The organism is uncultured Phycicoccus sp., from assembly GCF_947495705.1.
Lineage (GTDB): Bacteria > Actinomycetota > Actinomycetes > Actinomycetales > Dermatophilaceae > Phycicoccus.
In genome coordinates this window covers 306,944-332,116 of sequence record NZ_CANLZR010000003.1, presented here as the reverse complement: position 1 = coordinate 332,116, position 25,173 = coordinate 306,944, and the positions used below count along the sequence as shown (strand labels likewise).

Annotated in this window: 19 protein-coding genes; 6 read left to right on the top strand and 13 right to left on the bottom strand. The window is 72.8% G+C overall.

Annotated features, from left to right (window positions below; translation table 11 throughout):
* Positions 1 to 211 precede the first annotated feature (211 nt).
* The 3 genes from Q0963_RS06715 to Q0963_RS06705 are packed head-to-tail and all read right to left on the bottom strand — an operon-like array spanning position 212 to position 3,076.
* Positions 212 to 1,045 (bottom strand): phosphotransferase, encoded by an 834-nt coding sequence (locus tag Q0963_RS06715; protein ID WP_299444487.1) that lies wholly within the window; start codon positions 1,043 to 1,045, stop codon positions 212 to 214.
* Complete coding sequence (locus Q0963_RS06710; protein ID WP_299444485.1) at positions 1,035 to 2,171, bottom strand: cellulase family glycosylhydrolase; 1,137 nt, start codon at positions 2,169 to 2,171, stop codon at positions 1,035 to 1,037. The genes Q0963_RS06715 and Q0963_RS06710 overlap by 11 nt, the downstream gene beginning before the upstream one ends.
* A complete protein-coding gene (locus Q0963_RS06705) occupies positions 2,168 to 3,076 on the bottom strand; it encodes a hypothetical protein (protein ID WP_299444483.1) in 909 nt (302 codons plus the stop codon). The genes Q0963_RS06710 and Q0963_RS06705 overlap by 4 nt, the downstream gene beginning before the upstream one ends.
* A 178-nt stretch (positions 3,077 to 3,254) precedes the next feature.
* Between Q0963_RS06705 and Q0963_RS06700 the strand changes: the two genes are divergently transcribed.
* Genes Q0963_RS06700 through Q0963_RS06680 form a run of 5 tightly spaced genes read left to right on the top strand, consistent with a single transcriptional unit; the run spans position 3,255 to position 10,501 of the window.
* Entirely contained in the window at positions 3,255 to 4,337 is a 1,083-nt protein-coding gene (locus Q0963_RS06700; protein WP_299444481.1) for a hypothetical protein, read from the top strand.
* Positions 4,334 to 6,499, top strand: a complete 2,166-nt coding sequence (locus tag Q0963_RS06695; protein WP_299444479.1) for a glycosyltransferase — start codon at positions 4,334 to 4,336, stop codon at positions 6,497 to 6,499. Before Q0963_RS06700 ends, Q0963_RS06695 begins: the two co-directional genes overlap by 4 nt.
* Entirely contained in the window at positions 6,496 to 7,986 is a 1,491-nt protein-coding gene (locus tag Q0963_RS06690) for an O-antigen ligase (RefSeq protein WP_299444477.1), read from the top strand. Before Q0963_RS06695 ends, Q0963_RS06690 begins: the two co-directional genes overlap by 4 nt.
* The gene (locus Q0963_RS06685) at positions 7,983 to 9,566 is read left to right on the top strand and encodes an oligosaccharide flippase family protein (protein WP_299444475.1); all 1,584 of its coding nucleotides are present in this window, start codon (positions 7,983 to 7,985) and stop codon (positions 9,564 to 9,566) included. The genes Q0963_RS06690 and Q0963_RS06685 overlap by 4 nt, the downstream gene beginning before the upstream one ends.
* Positions 9,563 to 10,501 (top strand): sulfotransferase domain-containing protein, encoded by a 939-nt coding sequence (locus Q0963_RS06680; RefSeq protein ID WP_299444473.1) that lies wholly within the window; start codon positions 9,563 to 9,565, stop codon positions 10,499 to 10,501. Before Q0963_RS06685 ends, Q0963_RS06680 begins: the two co-directional genes overlap by 4 nt.
* A gap of 19 nt (positions 10,502 to 10,520) precedes the next feature.
* Here the strand turns inward: Q0963_RS06680 and Q0963_RS06675 are convergent, their stop codons facing one another.
* Complete coding sequence (locus tag Q0963_RS06675; protein ID WP_299444471.1) at positions 10,521 to 11,687, bottom strand: AGE family epimerase/isomerase; 1,167 nt, start codon at positions 11,685 to 11,687, stop codon at positions 10,521 to 10,523.
* A complete protein-coding gene (locus Q0963_RS06670; protein WP_299444469.1) occupies positions 11,684 to 12,511 on the bottom strand; it encodes a D-hexose-6-phosphate mutarotase in 828 nt (275 codons plus the stop codon). The genes Q0963_RS06675 and Q0963_RS06670 overlap by 4 nt, the downstream gene beginning before the upstream one ends.
* A 271-nt stretch (positions 12,512 to 12,782) precedes the next feature.
* Between Q0963_RS06670 and Q0963_RS06665 the strand changes: the two genes are divergently transcribed.
* A complete protein-coding gene (locus Q0963_RS06665) occupies positions 12,783 to 16,703 on the top strand; it encodes a PxKF domain-containing protein (RefSeq protein ID WP_299444467.1) in 3,921 nt (1,306 codons plus the stop codon).
* Positions 16,704 to 16,767: 64 nt separating this feature from the next.
* Here Q0963_RS06665 and Q0963_RS06660 read toward each other — a convergent pair whose 3' ends face one another.
* The 8 genes from Q0963_RS06660 to Q0963_RS06625 all read right to left on the bottom strand — a co-directional run bounded on the left by Q0963_RS06660 (position 16,768) and on the right by Q0963_RS06625 (position 25,142).
* Positions 16,768 to 17,832, bottom strand: coding sequence for a TerC family protein (locus tag Q0963_RS06660; protein WP_299444465.1), 1,065 nt, complete (start codon positions 17,830 to 17,832; stop codon positions 16,768 to 16,770).
* 443 nt (positions 17,833 to 18,275) lie between these two features.
* Positions 18,276 to 19,643, bottom strand: coding sequence for a deoxyribodipyrimidine photo-lyase (locus Q0963_RS06655; protein WP_299444463.1), 1,368 nt, complete (start codon positions 19,641 to 19,643; stop codon positions 18,276 to 18,278).
* Positions 19,644 to 19,653: 10 nt separating this feature from the next.
* Entirely contained in the window at positions 19,654 to 20,376 is a 723-nt protein-coding gene (locus Q0963_RS06650; RefSeq protein WP_299444461.1) for a CPBP family intramembrane glutamic endopeptidase, read from the bottom strand.
* Positions 20,377 to 20,404: 28 nt separating this feature from the next.
* The gene (locus Q0963_RS06645; RefSeq protein ID WP_367180035.1) at positions 20,405 to 21,430 is read right to left on the bottom strand and encodes an NAD(P)H-binding protein; all 1,026 of its coding nucleotides are present in this window, start codon (positions 21,428 to 21,430) and stop codon (positions 20,405 to 20,407) included.
* Positions 21,427 to 21,858 carry an SRPBCC family protein gene (locus tag Q0963_RS06640; RefSeq protein WP_299444459.1) on the bottom strand — a complete coding sequence of 144 codons (432 nt, stop codon included), beginning with the start codon at positions 21,856 to 21,858 and terminating at the stop codon, positions 21,427 to 21,429. The genes Q0963_RS06645 and Q0963_RS06640 overlap by 4 nt, the downstream gene beginning before the upstream one ends.
* Positions 21,859 to 21,865: 7 nt before the next feature.
* Entirely contained in the window at positions 21,866 to 23,110 is a 1,245-nt protein-coding gene (locus Q0963_RS06635) for a cyclopropane-fatty-acyl-phospholipid synthase family protein (RefSeq protein WP_299444457.1), read from the bottom strand.
* Positions 23,107 to 23,862 carry a DUF1365 domain-containing protein gene (locus tag Q0963_RS06630; protein ID WP_299444455.1) on the bottom strand — a complete coding sequence of 252 codons (756 nt, stop codon included), beginning with the start codon at positions 23,860 to 23,862 and terminating at the stop codon, positions 23,107 to 23,109. The genes Q0963_RS06635 and Q0963_RS06630 overlap by 4 nt, the downstream gene beginning before the upstream one ends.
* The gene (locus Q0963_RS06625) at positions 23,859 to 25,142 is read right to left on the bottom strand and encodes an NAD(P)/FAD-dependent oxidoreductase (RefSeq protein ID WP_299444453.1); all 1,284 of its coding nucleotides are present in this window, start codon (positions 25,140 to 25,142) and stop codon (positions 23,859 to 23,861) included. Before Q0963_RS06625 ends, Q0963_RS06630 begins: the two co-directional genes overlap by 4 nt.
* Positions 25,143 to 25,173 lie beyond the last annotated feature (31 nt).

Genomic DNA, 25,173 nt, shown 5'->3' with positions numbered 1-25,173 from the left:
CCCCGGACGGTCGCGCAACCGGCCCGATCGGGCCATGTGGACGACCACCGGCGGCGGCCACGTCGGCCGTCTGGAGTTGTCAGTGGTCAGGAGTGCCCAACGGTCCGTCCTGATACGAGCCAGCGCAACGGATTCCGCACATCACCGGGGACGGTTGCTGCACAACGGAACCGGGCGCACCTCGTCGCGCCGGGCCTCCACTCCTGCGGCGTCAACCACTGATCTGGAGGGCGAGCTCCTCGCCCTCCAGGACCATCGCCCGGGCGTGGGCGAGGTCGTCGGAATTGCGGTGCCTGGGGGGCGCAGCGACATTCTCCGCAAGCAAGCGCAGGGTCAGATGACGGACCAGAACCGCCAGATGCCAGTGCCCGGCGGGCGGCACGACGTCCTCGAGGTGCCCCACTGCGACCGCCCGGTCGGCCGGGTCGGTGAGGGTCGACCAGAGCCGGACGTGGTCGCTCCAGCGCGGGTGGGCGCCCAGGAACTCCCAGTCGATGACCCGGATGTCGTCGCCATCGGCGATCACGTTGCGGCGGTAGAGGTCTCCATGCCCACTGACGACGTCAGTCAGGCCGTTCGCAGCGGCCCGGGCCGCACGGAACCGGCGCAGCGGCAGCCCGCCCACGACGGACCTCGCGACGCGGACGGGCAGCGTGCGGCGGTCCCCCGACCACGTCGAGGGCGCAAGCGCGGGCCGTGGCGCGGAGCAGGCGGCGATGCGGTCGGCCGCGTCCAGGGCGGCCCGGACGGCGCCGGGGCCGCGGCACGACACCCCGTGAGCGCGCGCACCCACCATCCAGCCACCTCCGAGCCCGACGGCGTGGACTGCGGGGACGGGCACGCCTGTGGCCTGCGCCCAGGCTCGGCCCTCGACCTCGAGGCCGACGAGCCGGCGCCCATGCTCGGACGTGGCGACGTCGACGAGCACATCCGCCCCGCGCCATCGACGGATCGGACGCGGGGGCCCGGGCTTGCGAACCTCCTCCAGCACATCGGGATCGACGCCCACGGACGCCAGCGCCTGCCGGACGTCGTCAGGGAGCATCGGCACACTCGCGGGACGCCACGCACCGGAGTGCGAACCACGCCGGCTTGCGTGAGCCATCGGCGCGCGTCAGCCCGAACCCGTCCTGGTGCACGTCCCCCAGCCGGGTGTCGCGCACGGTGTACCAGAACCATCCCTGCACCTGCGGGTACCTGCTCGCGACGAGGCGGACAGAGTCGTAGAGGAACCGCGCCTGGTCGGCGTCACTCACCCCGAGGGCCCAGACCTCTGCGTCGGCGTCGTTCTCGTGGGCGGACCAGCCGACCTCGGTGAGCCAGACCGGGACCTCGGCCTCGCCGTGCTCGCGCATGACGACGACGAGCTCGTCGAGGTTGCGGAACCGGTAACGGGTGCCGTCCGGCGCGGCGCCGGGAGGGAGGTCGCCTGGACTCGGGTAGGGGTGGACCGCGAGGACGTCGTACGAGCCGGCCGCCCCGGCGTCGTACAGCTGCTGCAGCCAGTCGAGGTCCACGTACTCCAGCCCACCGAGCACCACCTGGGCCGACGGGTCGGCGGCCTTGACGGCGGGGTAGGCGGCCTTGAGCATCCGGGTGTAGGCCTCGGCATCGGTGGGCTTCCAGAAGCGCTTGCCGTTCGGCTCGTTCCAGATCTCGTATGCGTCCACGTCGTCGCCCCACCGCTGGGCGACCCAGCCAATGGCACGGGCGTAGGCGGCCGGGGAGGGGTGGGCGGCCTTCCCACCGCCGCCGGTGGCCCACTCGGGTGCCCAGTAGAAGGTGAGGAGGACGCGCAGCCCCTTCGCGCGCGCGACCGCGACGGCGTCGTCGACCAGAGCGACCCCCCAGTCGAGGTCCCACCGATTCGGGCCGTCCGGCTGGAGTGCCGCCCAACCGACATCGAGGCGGACCCAGCCGGCACCCGATGCGGCGATGGCATCGACCATCTGCTCACGGTCGGCGGTCTCGACCCCGTCCCACAACGCCGTGTACTGCACGCCGAGCACGGGCGGCGTCGACGCGAGCGGCGTCATCGGGGCCGGTGACGCGGCCCCCGATGCGGTCCGTACCGCGTCGCTCATCGCCCCACCCGTGGCCTGGACCGTCGCCGCGACGGCCGCGACGACGGCGACCGCGGCCGCGGCGGCCACCGCTCGGCGTCGGATCACGGAACCTCGACGCGAGCCCGCACGATGTCGACCCGGTCGACCGCGGCGGGCAGTCCTTCGGTGGTCGCGAGGAACGCCGTGGCCGCGGCGTCGTAGGTCAACGCCTCGCCCTGGCGGCTCTTCGGCAGCGGGACCTCCCGCGGGGTGGCCGTGACGAGCGCTTGGGCGATGTCACCGTCCGGCACGTCGTACTCCCAGGCCGCGGCATACGTGCGGAGGGCCACGTGGACACCGCTACCGGAGACCGCCCCTCCGGTGACGAGGCGTTCGGGAGTCGTGGCGTCGTCTCCGCCGAGGGCGACCGTGCCCTCGCGTACGAGCGCCTGGGTGGTGCCGTCGAGCAGCGGGTCAGGCGTGGAGAAGACGGTGGCCGGGCCCTCCTCGTCCTTGGTGACGAGCACGGCGCGTCCGTCGAGTCCGACGAGCATGGCCTCGACGTCGTGGGCGCCGCTCGGGTAGTCGAGCCGCAGGCTCTTCACCCGGTCGGTGGCGGGGTTGTAGCCGACGACCTGGACCCTCGACCGTCCGTCGACACGGTTGCCCCCGGTGTCGGCCAGCCAGAGCCATCCGTCGACGCCGGCGACGAGGTCCTCGACGTCGCGCAGCGTCACCTTGCGGTCCTCCAGCCGAGGGGTGAGGTCGACGACCTCGGAGACCCGGCACCCGCCGTCGAGCCGGTACAGCGAGGACGTCTGGTCGTCGACGACCCACAGGTCGCCGTCGAGCACCGCCATCCCGCTGATCCCCGCCAGGCGCTTGTCGGTGACCGAGCAGACCGGCTCGGCGATGGTGTACGACGACTCCACGCGCGTCGGCACCGGCTGCGCCCGCGACCCGAGGGCGACGGCGAGGACCGCGACGAGCGCGACGAGGACGGTCACGGCGGCGGCGATGACGGCACGCATGAACACCCCTTCTTCGAGCCCGCCGACGCGTCGACCGGGCGGCCGTCCTGGCTCTCGTCCGCAGATCGTCCACGAAACGATCACCAACTGCGAGAGGCAGGCTCTACCGTGTCATGGTAACGACCTGCCAACATGGGCCGACGGGTGTCCGCGCCCACGGCTTGAGAGGGAGCGACCCATGCTGCGCCGTCGAATCATTCTGAGCGCAGCCGTCGGCCTGCTCCTCGCCCTGGCGGTCGGCGTCGTCGGGCAGGCCTACGCCGCCGGGCTGCCCGACGAGTACACCGCTCAGTCCGTCGTCATCTTCGGGTCCCGTCCCACCGAGAACGGGAGCATCGCCAGCTCCGACTCGGTGCAGGCCGCGGCGGCCGGCTACGTGGCCTACCTGTCGGCACCCTCCACCCTCCGCGAGGTCGCGCAGGGCATCGGCGAGGAGTCCGCCGACCTCAAGGACGGCTTGGCCGTCACCCAGCTGCCGGCCACCGGAACCATCCGGATCGACTACGCCACCACCGACCCCGACCGCGCGGCCCGCGGCGCGAACTCCCTCGCGTCCGCCCTCGCCAAGCGCACGGTGTCCGACCCGGTCGTCTACGGCCAGGTGCTCGCCAGGGCTGCCGTGCCGCTCCAGCCGTCCGGCCCGCCGCGCACCGTCCTCCTCGCTGCGACCGTGCTCATCGCCCTCCTCGTCGGGGCCGGGGCGGCCACCGCCGCCTGGGCGCTCACGGGTCTCATCGCCCGCCGCCACGCGACGGGGCCGGAGCACACGCCTGCCGTCCTGCCGCTCGCCGCGGACGAGGCCGAGGATGCGGCGGTCCTCGCCCGGCTGGCTGCCGCGACCACGGCGCCCGCCGTCGCCGCCGCCCGGACCGGCGGCGACACCGCAGTGGACGCGACAGCGGCCGACCCGGTCGACGACTCCCAGTCGGTATCCGACGACTCCGAAGCGGTTGCCGCGCAGGCGGACCCCACGCCGGCACCGGAACCGACCGCCGAGCGCGAGCCCCTCGTGGACGACGAGGCTGCAGCCTCTGACGCTGACCAGACGGCCATCGACGACGACGCGACGGACGACGCCGACGTGGTCGCCGAGGACCCTCCGGCCGACGCCGCGGCGGGGTCGCCCGAGACCGGGACGCCCAGTGCCGACGGTTCGAACACCGACGGCGCACCGAAGGGTGCCGCTCGGCCGAAGCCCGGACCCAACGGGCGCCGCGGCCCTCGCGGCCGTAGCACCGCGCGGTCGCGCAAGGCCCGATGACCCCCCGCGCCGGCCGGGGTCGCTCCGCCCAGCCGGGCGCGTCCGAGCCCGCTCCGCTGCGGACCCTCGTCGTCGCTCCGAAGGGCTTCATCGGAGGTGCGGAGGCGTGGCTACTCGCGCTGCTCGACGCCGCCGCCCCACGGCTCGACGTCGACGCCGTCGTCCTCGACGACGGCCCTCTGGTGCGCGAGCTGGAGAACCGCAGCGCGCGGGCCCGGGTGCGCAGCACCGGCCCTCGGCCGGCAGACCTTGTGGCCGCGGCCCTCGACCTGCGTCGGGTGCTCCGCGAGGTCGAGCCCGACGTCGTGCTCGCCAACGGCATCAAGGCCGCGGCTGCCGTGGCCCCGGTCGCCTGGAGCGCGGGCGTCCCCTTGGTGTGGGTCCGGCACGACCCGAGTTTCGATGCCACCCTGGGCCGGGTCGTCCACCGCCTGGCCACCCGCACGGTCACGGTGACTCCCCGAGGAGGCGCGGACGTGGAGCACGAGGGCGCGGTCGTGGTCCCTCCCCCGCTGTTGGCCGAACCACTCCCCCGCATCGACGCTCGCCGCCGGCTCCTTGCCCTCGGGGTGCCCGACGACGGCCTGATGCTCCTGGGGATGACGACGCGATTGGCGCCCTATAAGGGCGTCGACACGGCCATCGAGGCGCTGGCCCTACCGGGAGCCGAGAGGTGGCGGCTCGTCGTTGCGGGGGTCGACGACCCCGGCGCTCCCGACGAGCAGGGGCGGCTCGAGAGCCTGGCCCGGCGCCGCGGAGTCACCGCCCGCGTCACCTGGCTCGGAGCCGTCGAGCGGGCCGGGCGGCTGTCCGGTGGCTTCGACGCCGTCGCGCTGCTCACCAGGGCAGGTGTCCCCGGGTACCCGTCCGCCGAGGGCTACGGGCTCGCGATGATCGAGTCGCTGGCCGCCGGTACACCGGTTCTGGCCGATCCCGCCACGGTGCCCCCCGCACGCGACGAGGACGTCGCTCAGGGATGCATCCGCCTCGACGCCACCAACGCGCTGGAGGTCGCACAGTCGCTCGAGAGACTCGCAAACACCGATCTATGGCAGCAGACCTCGCAACGGGCCGCGGCCGTCGGAGCCGTGCATCCGCGCCCTCCGGAGGTCGCCGCGACGATCGTCAGGATCCTCGCCGAGGCGGCCACCAGGCCGGGTGCCGGCATCACCGGCGGCCCGCCGCTCACCGTCGTCGCGACCGTGCTCAACGAGTGCGCGGTCGTCGACGAGCTCATGAAGCTGCTCGTCGACCAGCTGGACGGCGACGACCACATCGTCGTCGTCGACGGCGGATCGACCGACGGCACCTGGGAAGCGTTGCAGGATTGGCAGGCTCGGGAGCCACGCGTCGAGGCCGTGAGCGCCCCGGGTGCCGGCATCTCGGCCGGGCGCAACATCGGCATCCGGGCTGCGACGACCGACTGGGTGGCATGCACCGACTTCGGCTGCCACCCCGCGCCCGGGTGGCTGAGCGGCCTCCGCCGAGCGGCCGCCACCGGGCACTACGACCTCGTCACCGGGGTGTACGAGGCGAACGGGGAGGGCTCGGACTGGGAACGCGGTCTGGCCGCGGTCGCCTACCCCAACCCGGCGGAGCAGCGACGCCGCACGCCGCTCGTGCGCGCCTACGGGCGTCTCTTCGGTCGCACCTACGACGCCCGGCTGTGCACCGGACGCTCGGTCGCCTTCACCACGGCGACCGCCGAGTCGGCCGGGGGCTTCCCCGAGCACCTCGCGACCGCCGAGGACGTGCGCTTCGGGATGGCCGCCGTGGAGGCCGGGGCACGGCCGGTGCTGAGCCTCGACGCGGCCGTCACCTGGGACCAGCGGCCCAGCATCGCCGCCAACGGCCGGATGTTCCGCGGCTACGGCCGGGGCGACGGTCTGTCGGGCGACCCGGTCCTCGTGGGGCGCAACCTCGCGCGCGGGCTGGCCTACGGCGCGCTGCCGGTGCTCGCGCTGCACCGCTACGGCCGGGTCGCGGCGGTCGCCGGGCTCGGCGCCTACCTTTCGCTGCCTCTCCTCCGGGCAGCCCGCGGCCGGCGCCCGGCCGCAACGGCGGCTTGGGTCCCGGTGCTCGCGGCGTACCGCGACGTCATGAAGGCCCGCGGCTGCGCCGAAGGCCTGCTCGCAGCCCGCCGTGATCGGTCCGGGCCGTGACCACTCCCGACCCACGACCGGTGTCGATGGTCGTCGACCACCGGTTCCATCCGGGCGGGATCGCGGTCCTGGCCGGGGTCTTCGCCGCAGCCCTGGTGGCAGTCATCGGGTGGCAAGGGCCGGTCGTCGCGCTGGCCGGCCTGGGCGCCGTCGGGGTCGTCGCGGTCCTCACCCGCCGGGCCTCCGTCGCGATCGCGGTCCCGCTGCTGGCGGCACCGGTCGCGCTGCGCGAGCTCCCCGGGGCCCAGGGCGCCCAGGTCGTCCACGTGCTCGTCGTCGCGGTCCTGGCGGTCGTCGCGCTCCAGGCGGCCCGCGGCCGGCTGCCCGCGCCACCGGCCTCGGTGTACGCGGGCATCGTCTTCGTCCTCGCCCTCCTCGTCGCGACGGTCGGCTCCGTCGACCCCTTCCGCGGCCTCAAGGTGTCGGTCAACCACCTGCTCGGTCTGCTGCTCTGCGTCGCGGCTGCCATGGTCGCGCGGCACTCCCACGCATGGCTCCGCGAGGTGCTGCGGCTATGGACCCTGGCTTCGCTCGCCGTCGTCCTGCCCAATCTGCCGCAGGCCGCCGCCGGAGGGTCCCGCTTCGGCGGGTCCATCGTCACCGAGCGCGCCCTTGGGGTCTTCAGCCAGCCGAACGACTTCGGTGAGTTCTCGCTCTTCTGCATCGGGGCCGCCTTCGCCCTGTTCGTCGCCGCCGAGCGCCGGGTCGACCGGATCATCGGCGTCGTCGGGCTGCTCGCGGGGACCGCCGCCCTCGCGCTGTCGTTCTCGCGCGGCTCGTGGATCGGTGCGGCGGCCATGGTCGTCCTCGTGGGCATCCTCGCGCCCCGCCTCGTCCGCGGGATCGCTGCGGTCGTCGTCACGGGAGGGGCCCTCGCCTCTGTCGCTGCCGCGTTCTCGGTCCCACCGTTCGCCACGCTGGCTGCCCGCCTGGCGACCCTCGCCGGTGGCGTCCCGAACCCCGAGGACGACCGGGCGATCATCTACGCCGAGGCGATCCGGCTCTGGCTCCTGCACCCGGTCCTCGGCCAGGGGCCCGGGACCTTCGCCGACGTCGCGGGCACCCCGGAGGCTCTGCTCGTCCGCAGGCCGTACATCCATGCGCACTCGATCCCCCTCGACATCGCCGCCGAGATGGGGTTCGCCGGCGTCATCGCCCTGCTCGTCGTCACCGGCGTCTCCGTCGTCGCGGTCCTGCGCGCGCTCCGCCGGCTCGGCCGCAGGGCCTCGGACCCGGCGGCGCGGCGGGAGCGCACCACGCTCGCCGTCCTGGCCGCACTCCTGGGCGGGGTCGCGGTCCACGGCCTCATCGACGTCGTCTACACCAACCCGTTCCTCATCATGGTGGCGTGGACGATGCTGGGGCTCGTGCTGGGCGCCGCAGCCCGGGCGGGCACGCCGCCGGCCGACCCCGATGGACCCCGAGCAGGTCCGGAGCGGGCGGACCAGGTGCCCGCCGCGGTGCGCGGCGTCACGGTGCCCGGGTGAGCCGCTCGACGACGATGCCCGGATCCCCCGTGACCCGCCAGGTCGCCCGAGCCGGCGCCTTGACCGGGATCGGCGCCGTCGTCTCGGCACTCGCGGGGCTGATCTTCACCGTCGCCGCAGGACGCACGCTGGGGACGGCCGGGGCCGGCGTCGTCTTCGTCCTCACCTCGCTGTTCACCATCGCGACGACCGTCCTCAAGCTCGGCACCGACACGACGGCGGTGCGCGTCGCCGCCCGGCTCGTCGCCCTCGGCCGGGGCCGCGACGTGCGGTCCGTGGCCTGGCGTCTCGGCCTTCCGGTGCTCGTCCTCACCGTGCTCACCGCAGTGGCGGTGCTGCTCCTGGCCCCCGAGGTGGCGCGGGCGGCGCTGGGCCGGTCCTCCACCACCGAGGGCGCGGCCGCGTCGGTCCTCGCTCTCGCGATCCTCATCCCCGCCCAGACCCTGACGGTCGTCCTCCTCGCCCTCCTCCGCGGGGTCGGCGACATCCGCACCCTCGTCCTCGTCGACCAGGTCCTGAAGCCGGTACTGCGGGTCGTCCTCGTGGGCGGGTTCGCGCTGCTCATGCCTGGGGTCCTCGGCGTCACGATCGCCTGGGCCGCGCCGGTGGGGGTGGGCATCGTCATCACGGTCCTCGTCCTCCGCCGCCGGCTCGCCGCTCTCGGCTCCTCCGACTCCTCGGCCTCCGGGGCCGGGGAGCCGGAGGTTCCCGATGCTCCCGACGACTCCTCGTCGCGGACCCTGTGGGCGTATGCGATGCCGCGGGCCATCGCCCAGGCGGTCGAGATCCTCACCCTGAGCATCGGGGTCACGCTCGTCGGTCGCCTCGCCGGCGCCTCCGAGGCCGGGCTGTTCGGCGCGGTCAACCGGCTGGCCCTCGCCGGCATGCTCGTCTGGCAGGCCGTGCGGATCGTCGTGGCGCCGAACTTCGCCGGGCTCCTGGCCACCGGTGACCTCGCGGGCGTGCGGCGGCTGCACCAGACGGGGTCGGGCTGGATCGCCGCCCTGGCCTGGCCGGGCTACCTCGTGCTCGCGGCGGCGAGCGTCACGGTGCTGCGGTTGTTCGGCGAGGGCTTCACCGCCGGGGCTCCGGCGCTCACGGTCATCGCCCTGGCCATGCTCGTCCCCTCGCTCGTCGGGCCGGCGCAGGCGCTCGTCCTCATGGCGGGATGGAGCTCGCTCGGGCTCGCGATCTCGGTCGTGGCCCTCGCGACGAACCTCGTCCTGCTCTTCGCACTCGTCCCCGACCACGGTGCCCTCGGCGCGGCGGTCGCGTGGGGTGCAGCGGTCGTCCTCGAGAACGGCTTGTACGTCGCGGTCGTCCGGGTCCGGTTGCGGCTGTGGGCGATCGGGCGGCCCGCTATCGCCGCCGCGCTGCTCGCCAGCGTGGTGGTCGGAGTCCCCCTGGGCATCGCTGCGCTGGCCGGCGGTGGCGAGTGGGTCACGATTGGCGTGACCGTCGGCGCGCTGCTCATCTACGCGGCTAGCCTCGGTGTCATGCGACGGCACGTACGGCTGGACGAACTCGTGGGGGCCCTGCGCGGTCGTGGGGCCGGACCGGGGCGGGCGACGGACCGATGACCGCTCCCGGTGCCCCGCAGGGCGTCCGCCAGCTCGAGGTCCCGAGCCGGCTGCGTCACCTGAAGAAGAAGGTGCCGCTGCCGGTCAAGGCGGTGGCCCGGCACGCCACCCGCGGCGTCGGCCTCGCCACTGCCTCCCGGCGCACCGAACCGGACTTCCTCGTCGTCGGCACCAAGCGTGGCGGGACGACCTCGCTGTGGAACTACCTCGTCGCCCACCCGGACGTCCTCCCGATGTTCCCGGCCTCGCGCGAGATCAAGTCCCCGCACTACTTCGACATCCACTACGACCGCGGGCCGCGGTGGTACCGGTCGCACTTCCCGACCGCCCGGGAGCGGGAGCGCCACGAGGAGCAGACGGGCCGACGGGCCCTGACCGGCGAGGCGTCGCCGTACTACATGTTCCACCCGCTCGCGCCGCAGCGCATCGCGGCGGACCTGCCGGCCGTCAAGCTCGTCGTCAGCCTGCGCAACCCCGTCGACCGCATCTGGAGCCACTACCACGAGCGGGTCGCCGGGCACACCGAGAGCCTGTCGTTCGACGAGGCGATCGACGCAGAGCCGGCACGCCTCGCCGGGGAGGCCGCTCGGATCGTCGCCGAAGCCCCGCACTACTACAGCCGTCACCACGACCTGTCGTCCTACCTCGCCCGGGGCCACTACGACGAGCAGCTGCAGGTGCTCATGGGCCTCTTCCCGCCCGAGCGTCTGCTCGTGCTCCGGGCCGAGGACTTCTACGCCGACCCGGCGGGCGAGGTGGCGAAGGTGTGCGAGCACCTCGGGCTCGCGGTGCACGGCGCCGAGGAGTTCCCGCAGTACAACAAGCTGCCCCGGTCCTCCTTGCCCGAGCAGACCCGGGCGCGCCTGGAGGAGTACTACCGTCCGCACGTCCGGGCCACCGAGGAGCTGCTCGGCAGGTCGCTCGACTGGTTCTGACCCGCAGCCGGGCGGGGGGTCAGACCTCGAGCGGGGTGACCAGCGCGCCGACGCAGTGGTACACGTCCGGGCGGCCCGGCCAGATCCGCCCGCCCTCGGCCATCCGCTCGTCGAGCTCGTTGCGCCACGTTCCGCGCTCGTCGATGAAGTAGCGGGCGGCGTGGTCCCAGAGGCGCCGGTACCAGTGCTCCCAGTGCGGGTCGCCGGAGCGGCGGCTGAGGAGGGCGGTGATCTGGATGCCCTCGCACACGGGCCAGTGCAGCCGGACGTCCGCCACCGGGCGGCCCTGCCAGTCGGCGGTGTAGACGAGCCCGGGCCGGCCGTCGAGTGCCCACGCGCTGTCGAGCGCGCGCCGGGTCAGGGCCTCCGCAGACTCGGCGAGCCACGACGGCGACTCCACGAGCGGGGACTCGTCGAGCTGGAGGAGGAAGCGGGCCCACTCCAGCGAGTGCCCGAAGGTCGCCCCGTACGGACGGAAGGGGTGGAGCGGTTCGTCGCGGTTGTACTCGGGCAGAACCTCCCAGTCGCGGGTGTAGTGCTCGGGCAGCAGCCAGCCGTGCTCGCGGGCCGCACCGTCGATGAGCCGCTCCGCGATGGCCAGCCCCCGCCGGTGCCACGTCGCGTCGCCGGTGGCCGTGCCCATCGCGAGGAAGGCCTCGAGGCCGTGCATGTTGGCGTTGGCGCCGCGGTAGTCCTCGTCGTCGGACCAGTCCGGCGCGAACGACTCACGCAGCGCCTCCGCGGCGGGGTCCCAGAGGTGCGTGTCGATGACAGCCGCCGCCTGGTCCAGGAGTCCTGCGGCAGAGGGATGCCCAACCGACATGGCTGTGGCGGAGGCGAGGCCCACGTGCACGTGGTCGTACGTCATCTTGCGGGTCTCGCGGCCGGGTTCGCTGAGCCAGCCGCCGTGCACCGTGTCGGCGTGCAGCCCCGACAGCGAGGCCATCGCATGGTCGAGCAGCTCGCCCGCTCCGGGCACGCCGTGCCGCACCCCGAGCGCTGATGCGTAGGCCATCCGCGCCGTGAGGAACAGCTGCGGGTCGCGGTCCGGCAGGGGCACGCCGGAGCCGTCGAGGTGGTGGAAGCCGCCCTCGGGCCGGACGGAGTGCAGCGAGAAGGCCAGGACGTCGGCCAGACCCTGCTGGAGCCACTGCCGGTGGCCGGGTTCGTCGAGCCAGGTGCTCACAGGTCCTCCACGGTGATCCGGTAGGTGAGGGTGTGCGCAGCGCCGGGGGCGACGGTCACGACGTCGTCGCGGGCGTTGGCCGCCTCGACGCAGACGAAGCGGGGCCAGGCCTCGTCGACGTCGTCGAGGTCGCGCGCCTTGTCGTCCCAGGGGTTCCAGACGACCCGGTTGGCGGCTCCTTCACTCTCCACCCGCAGGCGTCGCCCCAACACCGGGTCGTCGACGAGAACCGCTGCCGCCGAACGGTACACGCGGTCGGCCTCCTCGGTGAGGACGAGGTCGCCGGCCTGCACCGCGGTCACGCCGCGCACCTTGTCGAAGTACTCGGCGCCGCCCAGCCCGGTCACCGTGATCTCCCGGACGTCGCCGACGGCGAGGTAGGCGTGCAGCGCCTCGCCGACCACCACGGGGTCGGGCCCGTCGTTCGTCGTCGTGAGCGAGACCTCGAGGACCTCGCCGAACGACACGACGAGGCGGAGCCGGTACGGGTGCGGCCACCACTCACTGGTTGCGTCGTCGGAGGTCAGGAGGTACTCGACGCTCGTCGCGCCGGCCTCCGTGGTCGTCGCGACATGGCGCCATTCGGCGGTACGGGCGAAGCCGTGGGTGGGCGCCTCGTCGGCCGGCCCCGGGCCGAACCACGGCCAGCACACCGGAACTCCCGCGTGCGGTGGCTTGCCGTGGCGGACCGGGACGGCAGGGTGGACGAAGAGCACCTGGTCCGCGCCGGCCGGGGCCCACTGGAGGACGAGGGCCCCCTCGTCGACCACCGTCCCGGAGCTGTGGGCGTTCTCGATGGTGCGGGTGCGCGGCTGCTCGTTCACGGACACCAACCTAGGGCGCCGCGGGCCTGGCGTCCCAGCCGGGAGCGGCCGACTCCGCCGCGGGTCCGATGCCTCGCCGGTGGGCGCGCGGCGAGGCCGCAACGCCGCAGGTCAAACCGGTCGGGGCGCGGCCCGTACGAGTAATCGCGATTCGGCAGACACGGAAGCCCCCGCGGCTTTACCTTCCCTTTACCATCACACTCTTGCAGGGGAGGGGCCGATGCGCCCACAGTCATGGCTGCGCGGACTGACCGGAACCACGGTCGCCGCAATGCTTCTCACCATTGGCGGCACCGCCGCACTCGCTGACGACATCAGCAACAGCCTCGACAACACCGTCGACGCCACCGTCGAGGTCATGCCGCTCGCCCCGGGCGGTGCAGTGGGCACCACGACACTCAGGGTCATCGCCACGGATAACGACGGCAAGCAAAACTGCAACCTCAACGGACAGCGGACCTTCCGGGCCAACATCACGTCGTCGAACACGGCCGTCGCCACCGTGTCGCCTGGAAGCATCACCTTCGCTGACTGTGACGCACCCCAGACCATCACCGTCACGTCGGGAGTTGCCGGCACGGCCCGCGTCTCCTTGACGCAGCCTCTCAACAACACGCAGGGCACCTTCAACCTCGAGCCCGCGACCTTCGACGTCGTCGTGGCCGCGGTGAAGACGGCGACCTCCACGTCGCTGAGCTGTCCCGCCTCCGTGGTCTACAGCGGGTCCGCGCAGACCCCGTGTTCCGCGACGACGACGGGGCAGAACGGCTTCACCGCCACCCCGACGCTCAGCTACTCCGAGAACACCGTCGTCGGCACGGCGTCGGTGACGGCGACCTACGCCGGCGACGCCACGCACCTGTCGAGCAGTGACACCAAGACCTTCGCCATCACCAAGGCTGCGAGCTCGACGGCGATCACCTGCACCGACCAGACGTACACCGGTGCGGCCCTCGAGCCCTGCAGCGCACGAGCGACCGGCGTCGGCGGGCTCGACGTGGCGGTGACCCCGACCTACACGAACAACACCGGCGCGGGCGTCGCCGGCGTCTCGGCCACGTACGCCGGGGACGCGAACCACAACGGGTCCTCCGCCACCCAGACGTTCCGGATCGACCAGGCCGCCGCCACGTGCACGGTCACCGGGTTCGACGGCACGTACGACGGCGCTGCCCACGGCCTCACCGGCACGTGCACCGGCGTCGGCGGGTCGGACCTCTCCAGCGGCCTCTCGCTCGGCGGCTCCCACACGAGCGCGGGCTCCCACTCGGTGCCCTGGTCCTTCGACGGCGGCACGAACTACGCCAGCCAGTCCGGGACCGCGACCGTCACCATCGCCCGGGCACCGAGCAGCGTCACCGTCACGTGCCCCGACACCGAGACCTACACCGCAGCCCCCCAGACGCCGTGCACCGCGACGGTCACCGGGGTGGGCGGGCTGAGCCAGTCCGTGTCGGTCGACCACACGGCCAACACGAACGTGGGCACCGCCACCGCGACCGCCGACTACGCCGGAGGGCCGAACCACCTGGCCTCCTTCGGGACTGGTTCCTTCAAGATCACGAAGGCCACGACGTCGACGACGGTCACCTGCGCCGCGGGGCCGCACGTCTACACCGGGTCCGCCCTCACCCCGTGCACTGCCACAGCGACGGGTCCAGGGCTCTCGCAGAGCCTCACCCCGGCGTACTCCGCCAACGTGGACGCGGGGTTGGTCAACGTGTCGGCGGCCTACGCCGGCGGCGCGAACTACTGGGCGTCCTCGGGTGCTTCGTCGTTCACCATCGACCAGGCCGAGTCCGTCGTCACGGTCGACTGCCCCGAGTCCGTCGTCTACACCGGCCAGGCCCACGAGCCGTGCTCGGCCCGGGTCACCGGCGCCGGCGATCTCGACGAGACCCTCGAGGCCGACTACGCGGACAACATCGACGCGGGCACGGCAACGGCCGGCGCTTCGTACGCCGGCGACGCCAACCACACGGCGGGCAGCGGCGCTGCCGAGTTCGCGATCGACAGGGCCCCGTCGACGGTCACGGTGACGTGCCCGACGTCGGAGGTCTACACCGGCGCCCGGATTGAGCCCTGCTCGGCCTCGGTCACCGGTGCCGGTGGGCTGTCCGAGGACGGCCTCGAGGTCAGCTACACCGACAATGAGGTCGTCGGCACCGCTATCGCCAGCGCCACCTACGGCGGCGACGCCAACCACACCGGTGACTCCGGCTCGGCGACCTTCGACATCACGAAGGCCACCTCGACCACCCTGGTCACCTGCGCGAGCGGTCCGTTCGTCTACACCGGCGACCCGATCCGGCCGTGCTCGGCCTCCGTGACCGGCGTCGGCGGGCTCAACGAGTCCCCGAGCGTCAGCTACCAGGACAACGTCGACGCGGGTGAGGCCACGGCCTCGGCGAGCTACACCGGCGGCGACAACCACGACGGGAGCTCGGACTCGGAGACGTTCGTCATCGGCCAGGCCGACGCCACCTGCGTCATCAGCGGGTTCGACGGGAAGTACGACGGCAACGCGCACGGCCTGACCGGCTCGTGCACCGGCGTTGACGATGCGGACCTCTCCGACAGCCTCGACCTCGGCGGCACCTACACCGCTGCAGGCACCTATGAGGTCGACTGGTCCTTCGACGGCGGACGGAACTACACCGACCAGAGCGGCACCGCCACCGTCGAGATCGCCAAGGCCACCTCGACCGTCGTCGTGACCTGCGACGACGGACCGTTCGTCTACACCGGCGACGTCCACGAACCGTGCACCGCCACGGTCACCGGCATCGGCCTGAACCAGTCGGTCCCCGTGTCCTACGAGAACAACACCGGCGCCGGCACCGCCACGGCAAGCGCCGCCTACCCGGGTGACGTGAACCACCAGCCCGGGTCCGGCTCGGCGACGTTCGTCATCGACAAGGCTCCGTCCTCGGTCACCCTCATCTGTGACGGTGACAGGACCTTCACAGGCTCAGCGGTCAAGCCGTGCAGCGCCACCGCGAGCGGTGCAGGGATGTCTCCCGTCATCCTCCAGCTGTCCTACAGCGACAACGTGAACGCGGGCACCGCCTCGGTCACTGCCGCCTGGGACGGCGACGTCAACCACACCGGCTCGTCCGCGTCGACAACGTTCGTCATCGACAAGGCGACCTCGTCGGTGACGGTGACCTGCACCGCAGGGCCGCACGTCTATACCGGTTCGGCGCTCACGCCGTGCTCGGCCAAGGCGACCGGCGCCGGCGCGCTCGACGAGTCGCTCGTCGTCGAGTACACGGACAACACCGACGCGGGGACCGCGCACGCCAGCGCGAGCTTCGCCGGCGACAGCAACCACACCGGCAGCACCGGCTCGACGACCTTCGTCATCGCGCAGGCGCCGTCCAGCATCGCCATCGTCTGCAACGGCGCAAAGGTGTTCACGGGCTCGGCGATCCAGCCGTGCACTGCGACGGCGTCGGGCGCCGGCATGGCTCCCATCACCCGCCCGGTGTCCTACACCGACAACGTCAACGCGGGTACTGCCAAGGCCGATTCCGCCTGGGACGGGGACGCCAACCACACCGGCAGCACCGGCTCGACGGAGTTCACCATCGCCAAGGCGCCCTCGACGGTCACGGTGACGTGCCCGACCGCGCCGGTGTACTTCGCGGGCTACGCGCTCACCCCGGCCTGCACGGCTCGGGCGACCGGCGTCGGCGGGCTGGACGTCGCGGTGAGCCCGGTGACGTTCACGGACAACACCGCGGTCGGCACGGCAACGGCCTGGGCGACGTACGGCGGGGACGCCAACCACGACGGGTCGACCGGCTCGACGACGTTCCAGATCCTTCCCTGGACCACGAGCGGCTTCTTCAAGCCGGTCGACATGGGCACCTCCACGGCGACCGTCTGGAACACCGTGAAGAATGGCTCCACGGTCCCGCTGAAGTTCCGCCTGTTCAGCGGCTCCACGGAGCTGACGTCCACCACGATGGTCAAGGGCTTCTCGGCCGTCACGGTCAACTGCACGAGCGCGGCCGAGGATGTCATCGAGGAGCTGTCCACCACCGGCGGCACCTCGCTGCGGTACGACTCGACGGGCACCCAGTTCATCCAGAACTGGCAGACCCCGAAGAAGGCCGGCGCCTGCTACAAGGTGACGATGACGGCCCAGGACGGGTCGACGATCGCAGCGCACTTCAAGCTGAAGTGACCCCGTGACCGACGCGGGGCCGGGTCCACCACGGACCCGGCCCCGCGTCGTCGTGCAGGAGGCGTCAGGACAGCTCGGACTCAACCGCCTCGCGGCGTGCCGCGGCGTCCGCCTCGACCGCCCGGCGGGCCTCCTCCCGGCGCTTGGCCACCAGGCTCGTGGCCGTGACGACCCCGAGGATGCCGACGATGACGGCGAGGGAGGCGAGGGTCGGCACGACCGGGACGGCCTCCCAGATGCCGTGCGCCCAGTGCAGGACGAGCTTGACCCCGATGAAGGCGAGGATCGCGGCGAGCCCGTGGCCGAGGTGGGCCAGGGCCCCGAGCAGCCCCTCGAGGACGAAGTACAGGGCCCGCAGCCCGAGCAGGGCGAAGGCGTTGGTCACGAAGACGAGGTACGCGTCCCCGGTGATCCCGAAGACCGCCGGCACGGAGTCGACGGCGAAGACGACGTCGGTGCCGAGGATCGCGACGGTCACCAAAGCGAGGGGGGTCAGCGCCCTCCTGCCGTTCTCGACGACCGTCATCTGGGGGCCGCGGTAGTCATCCGTGACGGGCCGGAACCGCCGGAGCAGCCGGACCGTGCGCAGGGCTCCGATGTCGACGTGCTGGTCCCCGTCCGACAGGGCGTCCCGGAGGACCTTGACCGCGGTCACGAGCAGGATCGCGCCGAAGAGCAGGAAGGTCCACGAGAACATGTCGATGAGCTGGGCGCCGGCCGCGATGAAGATGCCTCGCAGGATCAGGGCACCGGCGACGCCGATGAGCAGCACGCGCTGGCGCAGCTCCTTGGGCACGGCGAACGCGGTGAGCAGGAGCATGAAGACGAACAGGTTGTCGACCGAGAGCGACTTCTCGACGAGGTACCCGGTGTAGTACTCGACGCCCCGGTCGCCGCCGTACTCGCTCCAGATGTAGAGGCCGAACGTCAGCGGGAGGGCGATGTAGAAGGACGACCAGCCGACCGCCTCCTTCATCGACACCTCGTGCGGCTTGCGGGTGATGACGAAGTCGACGGCGAAGAGCAGCAGGACGGCACCGATGGTGATGGCCCAGAGCTCGGGCGTCCCGATCGACTCCTGGGCGGTAGCGGTGTGTCCGGTCGTGAACACGGCAGGGACGGGTGGCATCAGACTCCTCAGGCACGGTGAAACTGGTCCTGAGGTCTCCTTCACCGCCACGGGGCGGCGCCGCACCGGGAGCGCCACGGGGCGCTCGTACTGACCGGCACGAGCTTGGGAAGTACTCCCCTCGTCCGCACGATGATACGGGTGCCCGGCGCCGTCGCCCAAGTCGACTCGTCGAAGGTTTGTCTCCCGTCGACCCTGACCTGACCGATCGGTCGCTGCAGGGACACCCCGGCCGTACCTGACCTGACCAATAGGTCGCTGCAGGTACACCGACGGCCGGACCTGGCGTGCCCTATTGGTCGATGTGGGGACAGGCCGGGCGTACCTGACGTGACCTACTGGTCGATATGGGGACAGGCCGGGCGTACCTGGCGTGCCCTATTGGTCGATGTGGGGACAGGCCGGGCGTACCTGGCGTGACCTATTGGTCGATGTGGGGGCGGTCAGCGTTTCGTGGCGTCGAGCCGGTCCAGGGCCTCGCGGCGCTCCTCGGCGTGGTCGACGATCCGCCGTGGGTACCCGTGGGCGTACCCGTCGTCGTGCTCCCAGGGCTGGTGCGCGGCCTTCCCGGCCAGGTGCCGCAGCTCGGGCACCCAGCGCCGGACGTACTCGCCGTCGGGGTCGAACTTCTCACCCTGGGTCACGGGGTTGAACACCCGGAAGTAGGGCGAGGCGTCGGTGCCGGTCCCCGCCACCCACTGCCAGCCGTGGTTGTTGGACGCGAGGTCGCCGTCGACGAGGTGGTCGAGGAAGTGCCGTGCCCCCACCGGCCACCAGACGTGCAGGTCCTTGGTGAGGAAGCTCGCGGTGATCATCCGGACCCGGTTGTGCATCCACCCCTCGGCGAGCAGCTGACGCATCCCGGCGTCGACCATCGGGTAGCCGGTCTCGCCGCGCTTCCAGGCCTCGATGCCGTCCTCCGGCTCGTCATACCGCATCCGCGCCAGCGCCGGCCGCAGGTCCTGCCAGGCGCTGCCGGGATTGTGGTGCAGGACGTCGGCGTAGAACTCCCGCCACGCCAGCTCGTCGCGGAACGTCTCGACGCCCGCACCGCGGCGGTCCGCGAGGTCGGCGAGCAGGGTGCGCGGGTGCACGACCCCGAGCTTGAGATAGGGCGACATCCGCGAGGTGCCGTCGACGGCGGGGAGGTTGCGCGCGTCGTCGTAGTCGTCGAGGTGGTCGTCCCGGAACCGGCGGAACCGGCGCAGTGCCGCATCCTCCCCCGGCTCGGGCAGCTCGGGCAGGTCGGGCGCGGACAGCGCGGCGTCGAGCGCGGACGTGGCGTCGGCGTCGTTGCGCGCGTGGCGAAGCGGCAGCTCCCGGGGGGTGGCGGCCGGCTCGGGCCACCCGTGGCTCCGCCAGGCCTGCGCGAACGGCGTGAACACCTTGTACGGGTCCCCCGACCCGTTCGTCACGAGCCCCGGCCCGACGGCGTAGGGCGTGCCGGTCGGCACCCACTCGACGCCGTCCGCCGCCAGCCGGGCGCTCACGGCCTCGTCGCGGCGTGCGCCCGACGGGGTCGTCTCGCGCGAGACGTGGACCGAGGAGGCGGAGACCCGGGCGGCCAGCGCGGGCAGGACGCGTCGGGGGTCACCGTGCAGCAGGGTGAGGTTGCCGTCGAGGGCGTCGTCGAGGGCCCGCAGGTTGGCGGCGAGCCAGGCCCGCCGCACCGGCCCGCCGCCGTCCCACAGCGCCGGGTCGACGACGAAGACGACGACGAGGTCGCCACCGTCGGCGGCGTCGCGGGCGGCGAGCAGCGCGGGGTGGTCACGACGACGCAGGTCGCGGCGGAGCCAGAGCACGGAGGTCATCGCGGATCCCTCAGCTGAGCCGGTCGAGGACGGGGGGCAGGAGGAAGAGCATCCCGAGCGACCAGGTCAGGTGGGTGACGACCGGCCCGAGGATGCCCCCGGTGACACGGCGCTGGAGCCCGACGACGAGCCCGACGACGGCCGCGGCGAACACGAGCAGCGGGATGCCGGACGCCGCGGTGACCAGCGCGTACACGACGGTCGTCACGGCCACGCCGTGGCGCCGCCCGACCCCGGCGTACAGGGCACCCCGGAAGTACAGCTCCTCGGCGATCCCGTTGACGAACGTCGCGACCGCGACGATGCCCAGCGACCCGAACTCCGCGTGGTCGAGCAGCTCCTCGACCGGGTCGCGGAGCACCGGGATCTGCGCGACGACGACCGCGCCGGCGAGGAACAGCATCAGCAGCATGGCCCCGAGCGCGAGGGACTGGACGACCGCGCGGCTGTGCCCGTCGCCGTCGCGGGTGTGCGCCCGCCCGAGGTGCAGCGGGCCGGAGGCGAACGCGCCGACGGCCCAGACCCCGGCGAGCGCGAAGGTGGCGACGTAGAACATCGGGTCGCCGGGCTCGATCCGCAGCGCCCAGGCCAGCAAGCCCGCCCCGACGAGCAGGGTGGCGACCGCGACGATCCGGCGCCGTTTGAACGCCCAGTCCGGCTCGGTGTGGTCGCGCGGCACCGGCACGACGAGGGCGGCCCGGATGAACGCGCGGAGCTCGCGGACAGGGTTCACCGCACCCACCGGCGCCCCGGTGGCGGCGTCACGAGCCCGCCGCGCGGCCGCCTCCGGCCCAGTCGGGGTCAGCGGCGGTGACGTGGGCGGGGTCGACGGTGCCGGGCTCGGGGCGCGGGTCCGCGTCGTCGCCGGCGATCGCGTCGGTCACGGCCCGGTCGAACCCGAGGGCGCCGCCGGGCGGGGGACCGACGAGGTCGTCGATGTCCGACTCCTCGCACACGACCTCGTGGAGCAGGCTCTCGACGAGCGGCTTGGCGAGGCCGGTGGGCACCGGCGTGACGAACCCGACCCACTCGCTGGCCAGCCGCGGGGTGAGGACCGGGACGGTGAGGATGGTGCGGCGCATCAGGCCCGCCAGGCGCGCGAACCGCAGGATCATCTCGCTGTAGGTGAGGACCTCGGGGCCGCCGATGTCGAGGGTCCGGTTGACCTCGGGCGGCAGGTCGGCGGCGCCGACGAGGTAGTGGAGCACGTCGCGGACGGCGATCGGCTGGATGCGGTTGCCGAGCCACTTGGGCGCGACCATGACGGGCAGCCGCGAGGTGAGGTGCCGGAGCATCTCGAAGGACGCCGACCCCGACCCGAGGATGATCGCCGCCTGCAGCACGGCCGTCGGGACACCGCTGGCCATGAGAAGGTCACCGACCTCGACCCGGGAGGCCAGGTGGTCGCTGAGCCGCTCCGCCCGCGGGTGCAGCCCGGACAGGTAGACGATCCGGCCGACCTCGGCCTCGTAGGCGGCGCGGCCGAAGCCCTGCGCCATCTCCCGGTCGCGCTCGACGAAGCCGCCCTCGGAGTCCATCGAGTGCAGCAGGTAGTAGGCGACGTCGACGCCGTCGAGGGCCTCGGCGAGGGTCGCGCGGGACGTCGCGTCACCCTCGACCACCTCCGCCCGGTCGAGCCACGCCCGGCCGCTGAGCTTCGCGGCGTCCCGGGTGAGGACCCGCACCGTCCACCCCTCGTCGAGCAGCGCGGGGACGAGCCGGGACCCGATGTAGCCGGTCACCCCGGTGACCAGTGCTCGGCGGCCCTCGCCGCGACGCTGGCTCACCGGCGGTCCAGAGCCTCTGTGAGCTGGGTGGCCGTCCGGTCGCCGAGGCGCTCGAGCAGCGGCGTCATGATCGGACCGAGGAAGCGCGCGGGCCCGGTGAACTCGAAGTCGGCGCGGTACGTGACCAGCGACCCGCTGCCGTCGGGGCGGACCGTGATGGTGTCGCGGCTCGTCGTCGACTTGTTGCGCCCCACGATGACGAACTCGGGCTCGGCGACCTTCTCGGTCGTGTACTCGAGCTCGACGGTGTTGCCGGCGAAGGTCGACACGTTCTTGTACACCGTCCCGGGGCCGCCGTCACCGGACACCCGCTCGCAGGACACGGTGCCCGCGTCCCACTCGGTGGCGTTGCGGAAGTCGACGAGGTAGGGGAAGACGACCTCGGGGGCGGTCGCGGTGTGGATCGTGCGTTCGACGGTCGTCGTCATACGGGCCTTACCTCCTGGTGAAGCGGATCTGGGCGACGTCCAAGTACCCCGTCGCGAAGCCCGCCTCACAGTACGCGAGGTAGAACTCCCACATCCGACGGAAGGTCTCGTCGAAGCCGTGCCCCTGGATCTGGGGCCACTCGGCGTTGAACGTGTGGCGCCAGCGACGCAGCGTCTCGGCGTAGTCGGCCCCGAAGCCGTGGACCCGCTCCACGCGCAGGGTCGTGGAGTCGCGGGTGACGTCCCGGATCGCCTGCAGGGAGGGGATGAGCCCGCCGGGGAAGATGTACTTCTGGATCCAGCCGAACGAGCCCTTCGTCGCGAGCAGCCGGTGGTGCTCCATGAGGATCGCCTGGATCGCGACCGCGCCTCCGGGGGCCAGGAGGTCGTCGATCTGCCGGAAGTACGTCTCCCAGTACTCCTCGCCGACGGCCTCGATCATCTCGACGCTGACGATGGCGTCGAACTGGCCGGTGGTCTCGCGGTAGTCCTGCAGCAGCACCGTGACCCGGTCGGCGTACCCCGCCGCAGCGATGCGCTCCAGCGCCAGGGCGCGCTGCTCGGCCGAGAGGGTCACCGACGTGACGGTGGCCCCACGGGCCGCCGCCCGGATGGCGAGCTCGCCCCAGCCGGTGCCGATCTCGAGGACCCGGGTGCCGTCGCCGACGTCGGCGGCGTCGAGGATGGCCTCCACCTTGCGGACCTGCGCCTCGTGCAGGTCCTGCTGCGCCAGCGGCCGTGCCGGGTCGAACAGCGCCGAGCTGTAGGACATCGACGGGTCGAGGAACTTCGCGAACAGGTCGTTCGACAGGTCGTAGTGGGCGCTGATGTTCGTGCGCGAGCCCTCGAGGGTGTTGCGCATCCCCTGCGGGATGGCGCGGTCGACGAGGCCGCGCAGCGACAGCAGGGGCTTGGGGACGATCTCGCCCATCCGCGCCGCGAACGGCATGAGGGCGTGAGCGAGGTCGGTGCCGTCGGCGGCCTTCCAGTCGCCGGCCATGTACGCCTCGCCGAGCCCGATCTTGGGGTGGGACTCGAGGCGGTGGAACAACGCGCGCGGCCGGACGACGTCGAGGACGGGGCTGTCCGGGCCGCCGCCACCGACGAGCCGCCCGTCGGGGTAGCGCAGCCGCACCGGCATGGGCCGGACGGCGACCTCGGTGATCGCCTTGGCGATGGCGCCCCGGGTGAGGACGCGGGGGAACCCGAGCCGCGGGGACGCGAGCTCGAGGCGGGGGGTGTCGGCGGTCATCGCACACTCTCCAGGCTGTGGTCGGGGCGGGGTCGGACGGGCAGTCTCCGCAGCCACAGCCAGATGCCGTGGGCACGGATGAGCCCGCTGACCCGCTGGGGCATCAACGGGTGTCGCGCGGCGGTGCGGGCCACGGCGGAGGTCGTCGCCGGTCGCGGCGTCCCCGTGACCGTGGCGGTCACGAGTGGTTCGTCGCCGACCCGCAGGCGGATGGCCACCCCGACCGTCCGGGGGGTCAGGGTGAGCCGGATCGCGTACTCCCCCTCGACGTCGTTGAACGGCGAGACGTAGAACGCCTTCTCGACGTCGGCCCGCCCGCCGCCGTCGGGGCGGAGCACGTACGCGTGCCGCCCCCCGTAGGTGTTGTGGACCTCGACGAGCACGGCACGCAGGGTGCCGTCGGGCGCGAAGACCCAGAAGGCGCTCATCGGGTCGAAGACGTGCCCGAGCACCCGCGCGTGGGCGAGCATGACGACGCGGTCGCCGGAGCCGACGGTGACGCCGTCGCGCTCGAGGACGCGCAGCACGTTGGCCTTGAGCGCCGCGATGCCGGGGTTGCCCGACAGGTGGTCCTCGCCGCGGAACGTCGCGACCGGGCGCAGCCAGCGCGGCAGCCGGGGCATGTCGTCGAGGTCGACGAGCCACTGGGTGTGCGCCGTCGTGAACGAGTGCCGCAGCGGGCGGAAGCGCGTGTGGTGGACCTGCCCGACGACGAGGGCGGGCAGGCGGGGCAGGTCGGCCGTCGTCGTCACCAGTCCACCCCGAAGGCCCGGGCCGCCTCGACACCGGAGCGGCAGCCGTCCTCGTGGAAGCCCCACCCCTGGTACGCGCCGGCGAACGCGGTGCGGTCCGTCGTGATCTCGGGGATCCGGCGCTGGGCCTGCACGGCACCGAGGTCGTACAGGGGGTGGGTGTACTGCATCGTGGCGATGACGCTGTCCGGGTCGATCCGCTCGGTGGCGTTGAGGGTGACGTAGAACGGCTCGTCGGCGGGCAGGCCCTGGAGCCGGTTCATCCAGTAGGTGACGACCGCGCCCCGGGTGGGGTCGGAGCCGACGAGGTAGTTCCACGACGCCCGGGCCATCCGGGCCCGGGGCATGAACGAGCCGTCGCGGTGCAGCACGGTCTCGTTGGCCGAGTAGCGGAAGGCGCCGAGCACCTCCTTCTCGGCGGGCGTCGCGTCGGCGAGCAGCCGGAGGGCGTCGTCGGCGTGGGTCGCCAGGACGATGCGGTCGTAGCGGTCGACCCGGCCGGCCAGGGTGCGGACCTCGACCCCGTCGGGGGTGCGCAGCACCGAGACGGCGGGGTCGCCGCTGCGGACGTCGGCGAGCCGGGACGCGAGGGCGTCGACGTAGGTCCGCGAGCCGCCGACCACGGTCATCCACTGCGGGGAGTCCCCGACGGTGAGCATCCCGTGGTGCTCGAGGAAGCGGAACAGGTAGCGCGCCGGGTAGTCCAGCGCGTCGCCCTCCCCGCTCGACCACACGCAGGCGACGAGCGGCAGCGCGTACAGCCGCAGGAACGACTCACGGAAGCCGTGGTCGGCGATGAACTCGCCGTAGGTCGTCGTGTCCTCGTCGTCGGTCTGCTCGAGGAAGGCGGTCGCGAGGGTGTGGAAGCGCTTGACGGCGCGGAGCATCCCGACGTACTCGCGGTCGAGCAGCTGGCGCGGGCGGGCGACGAAACCCTTGACCCCGCGGCCGCCGGCGTACTCCAGGCCCGTCGACTCGTCCCGGATGCTCATCGACATCTCGGTGTCGCGGGCCTCGACCCCGAGCTCACGGAAGAGGCGCCGCAGGTACGGGTAGGTCCGGTCGTTGTGGACGATGAAGCCGCTGTCGACCTTGAGGTCACCGTGCCGGGTCGGCACCGTGTGGGTGTGCGCGTGGCCGCCGAGCCGGTCCTCTGCCTCGATGAGGGTCACGTCGTGCCGGGTCGAGAGGATGTGCGCGGCGGTGAGCCCGGAGACCCCGGCTCCGACGACGGCGACTCGCTCGCGGGCGCCGGTGCGCTCGGGGGGATGGGAACTCATGCTCACGACCGTAGAACCTTCCATGGGGGGC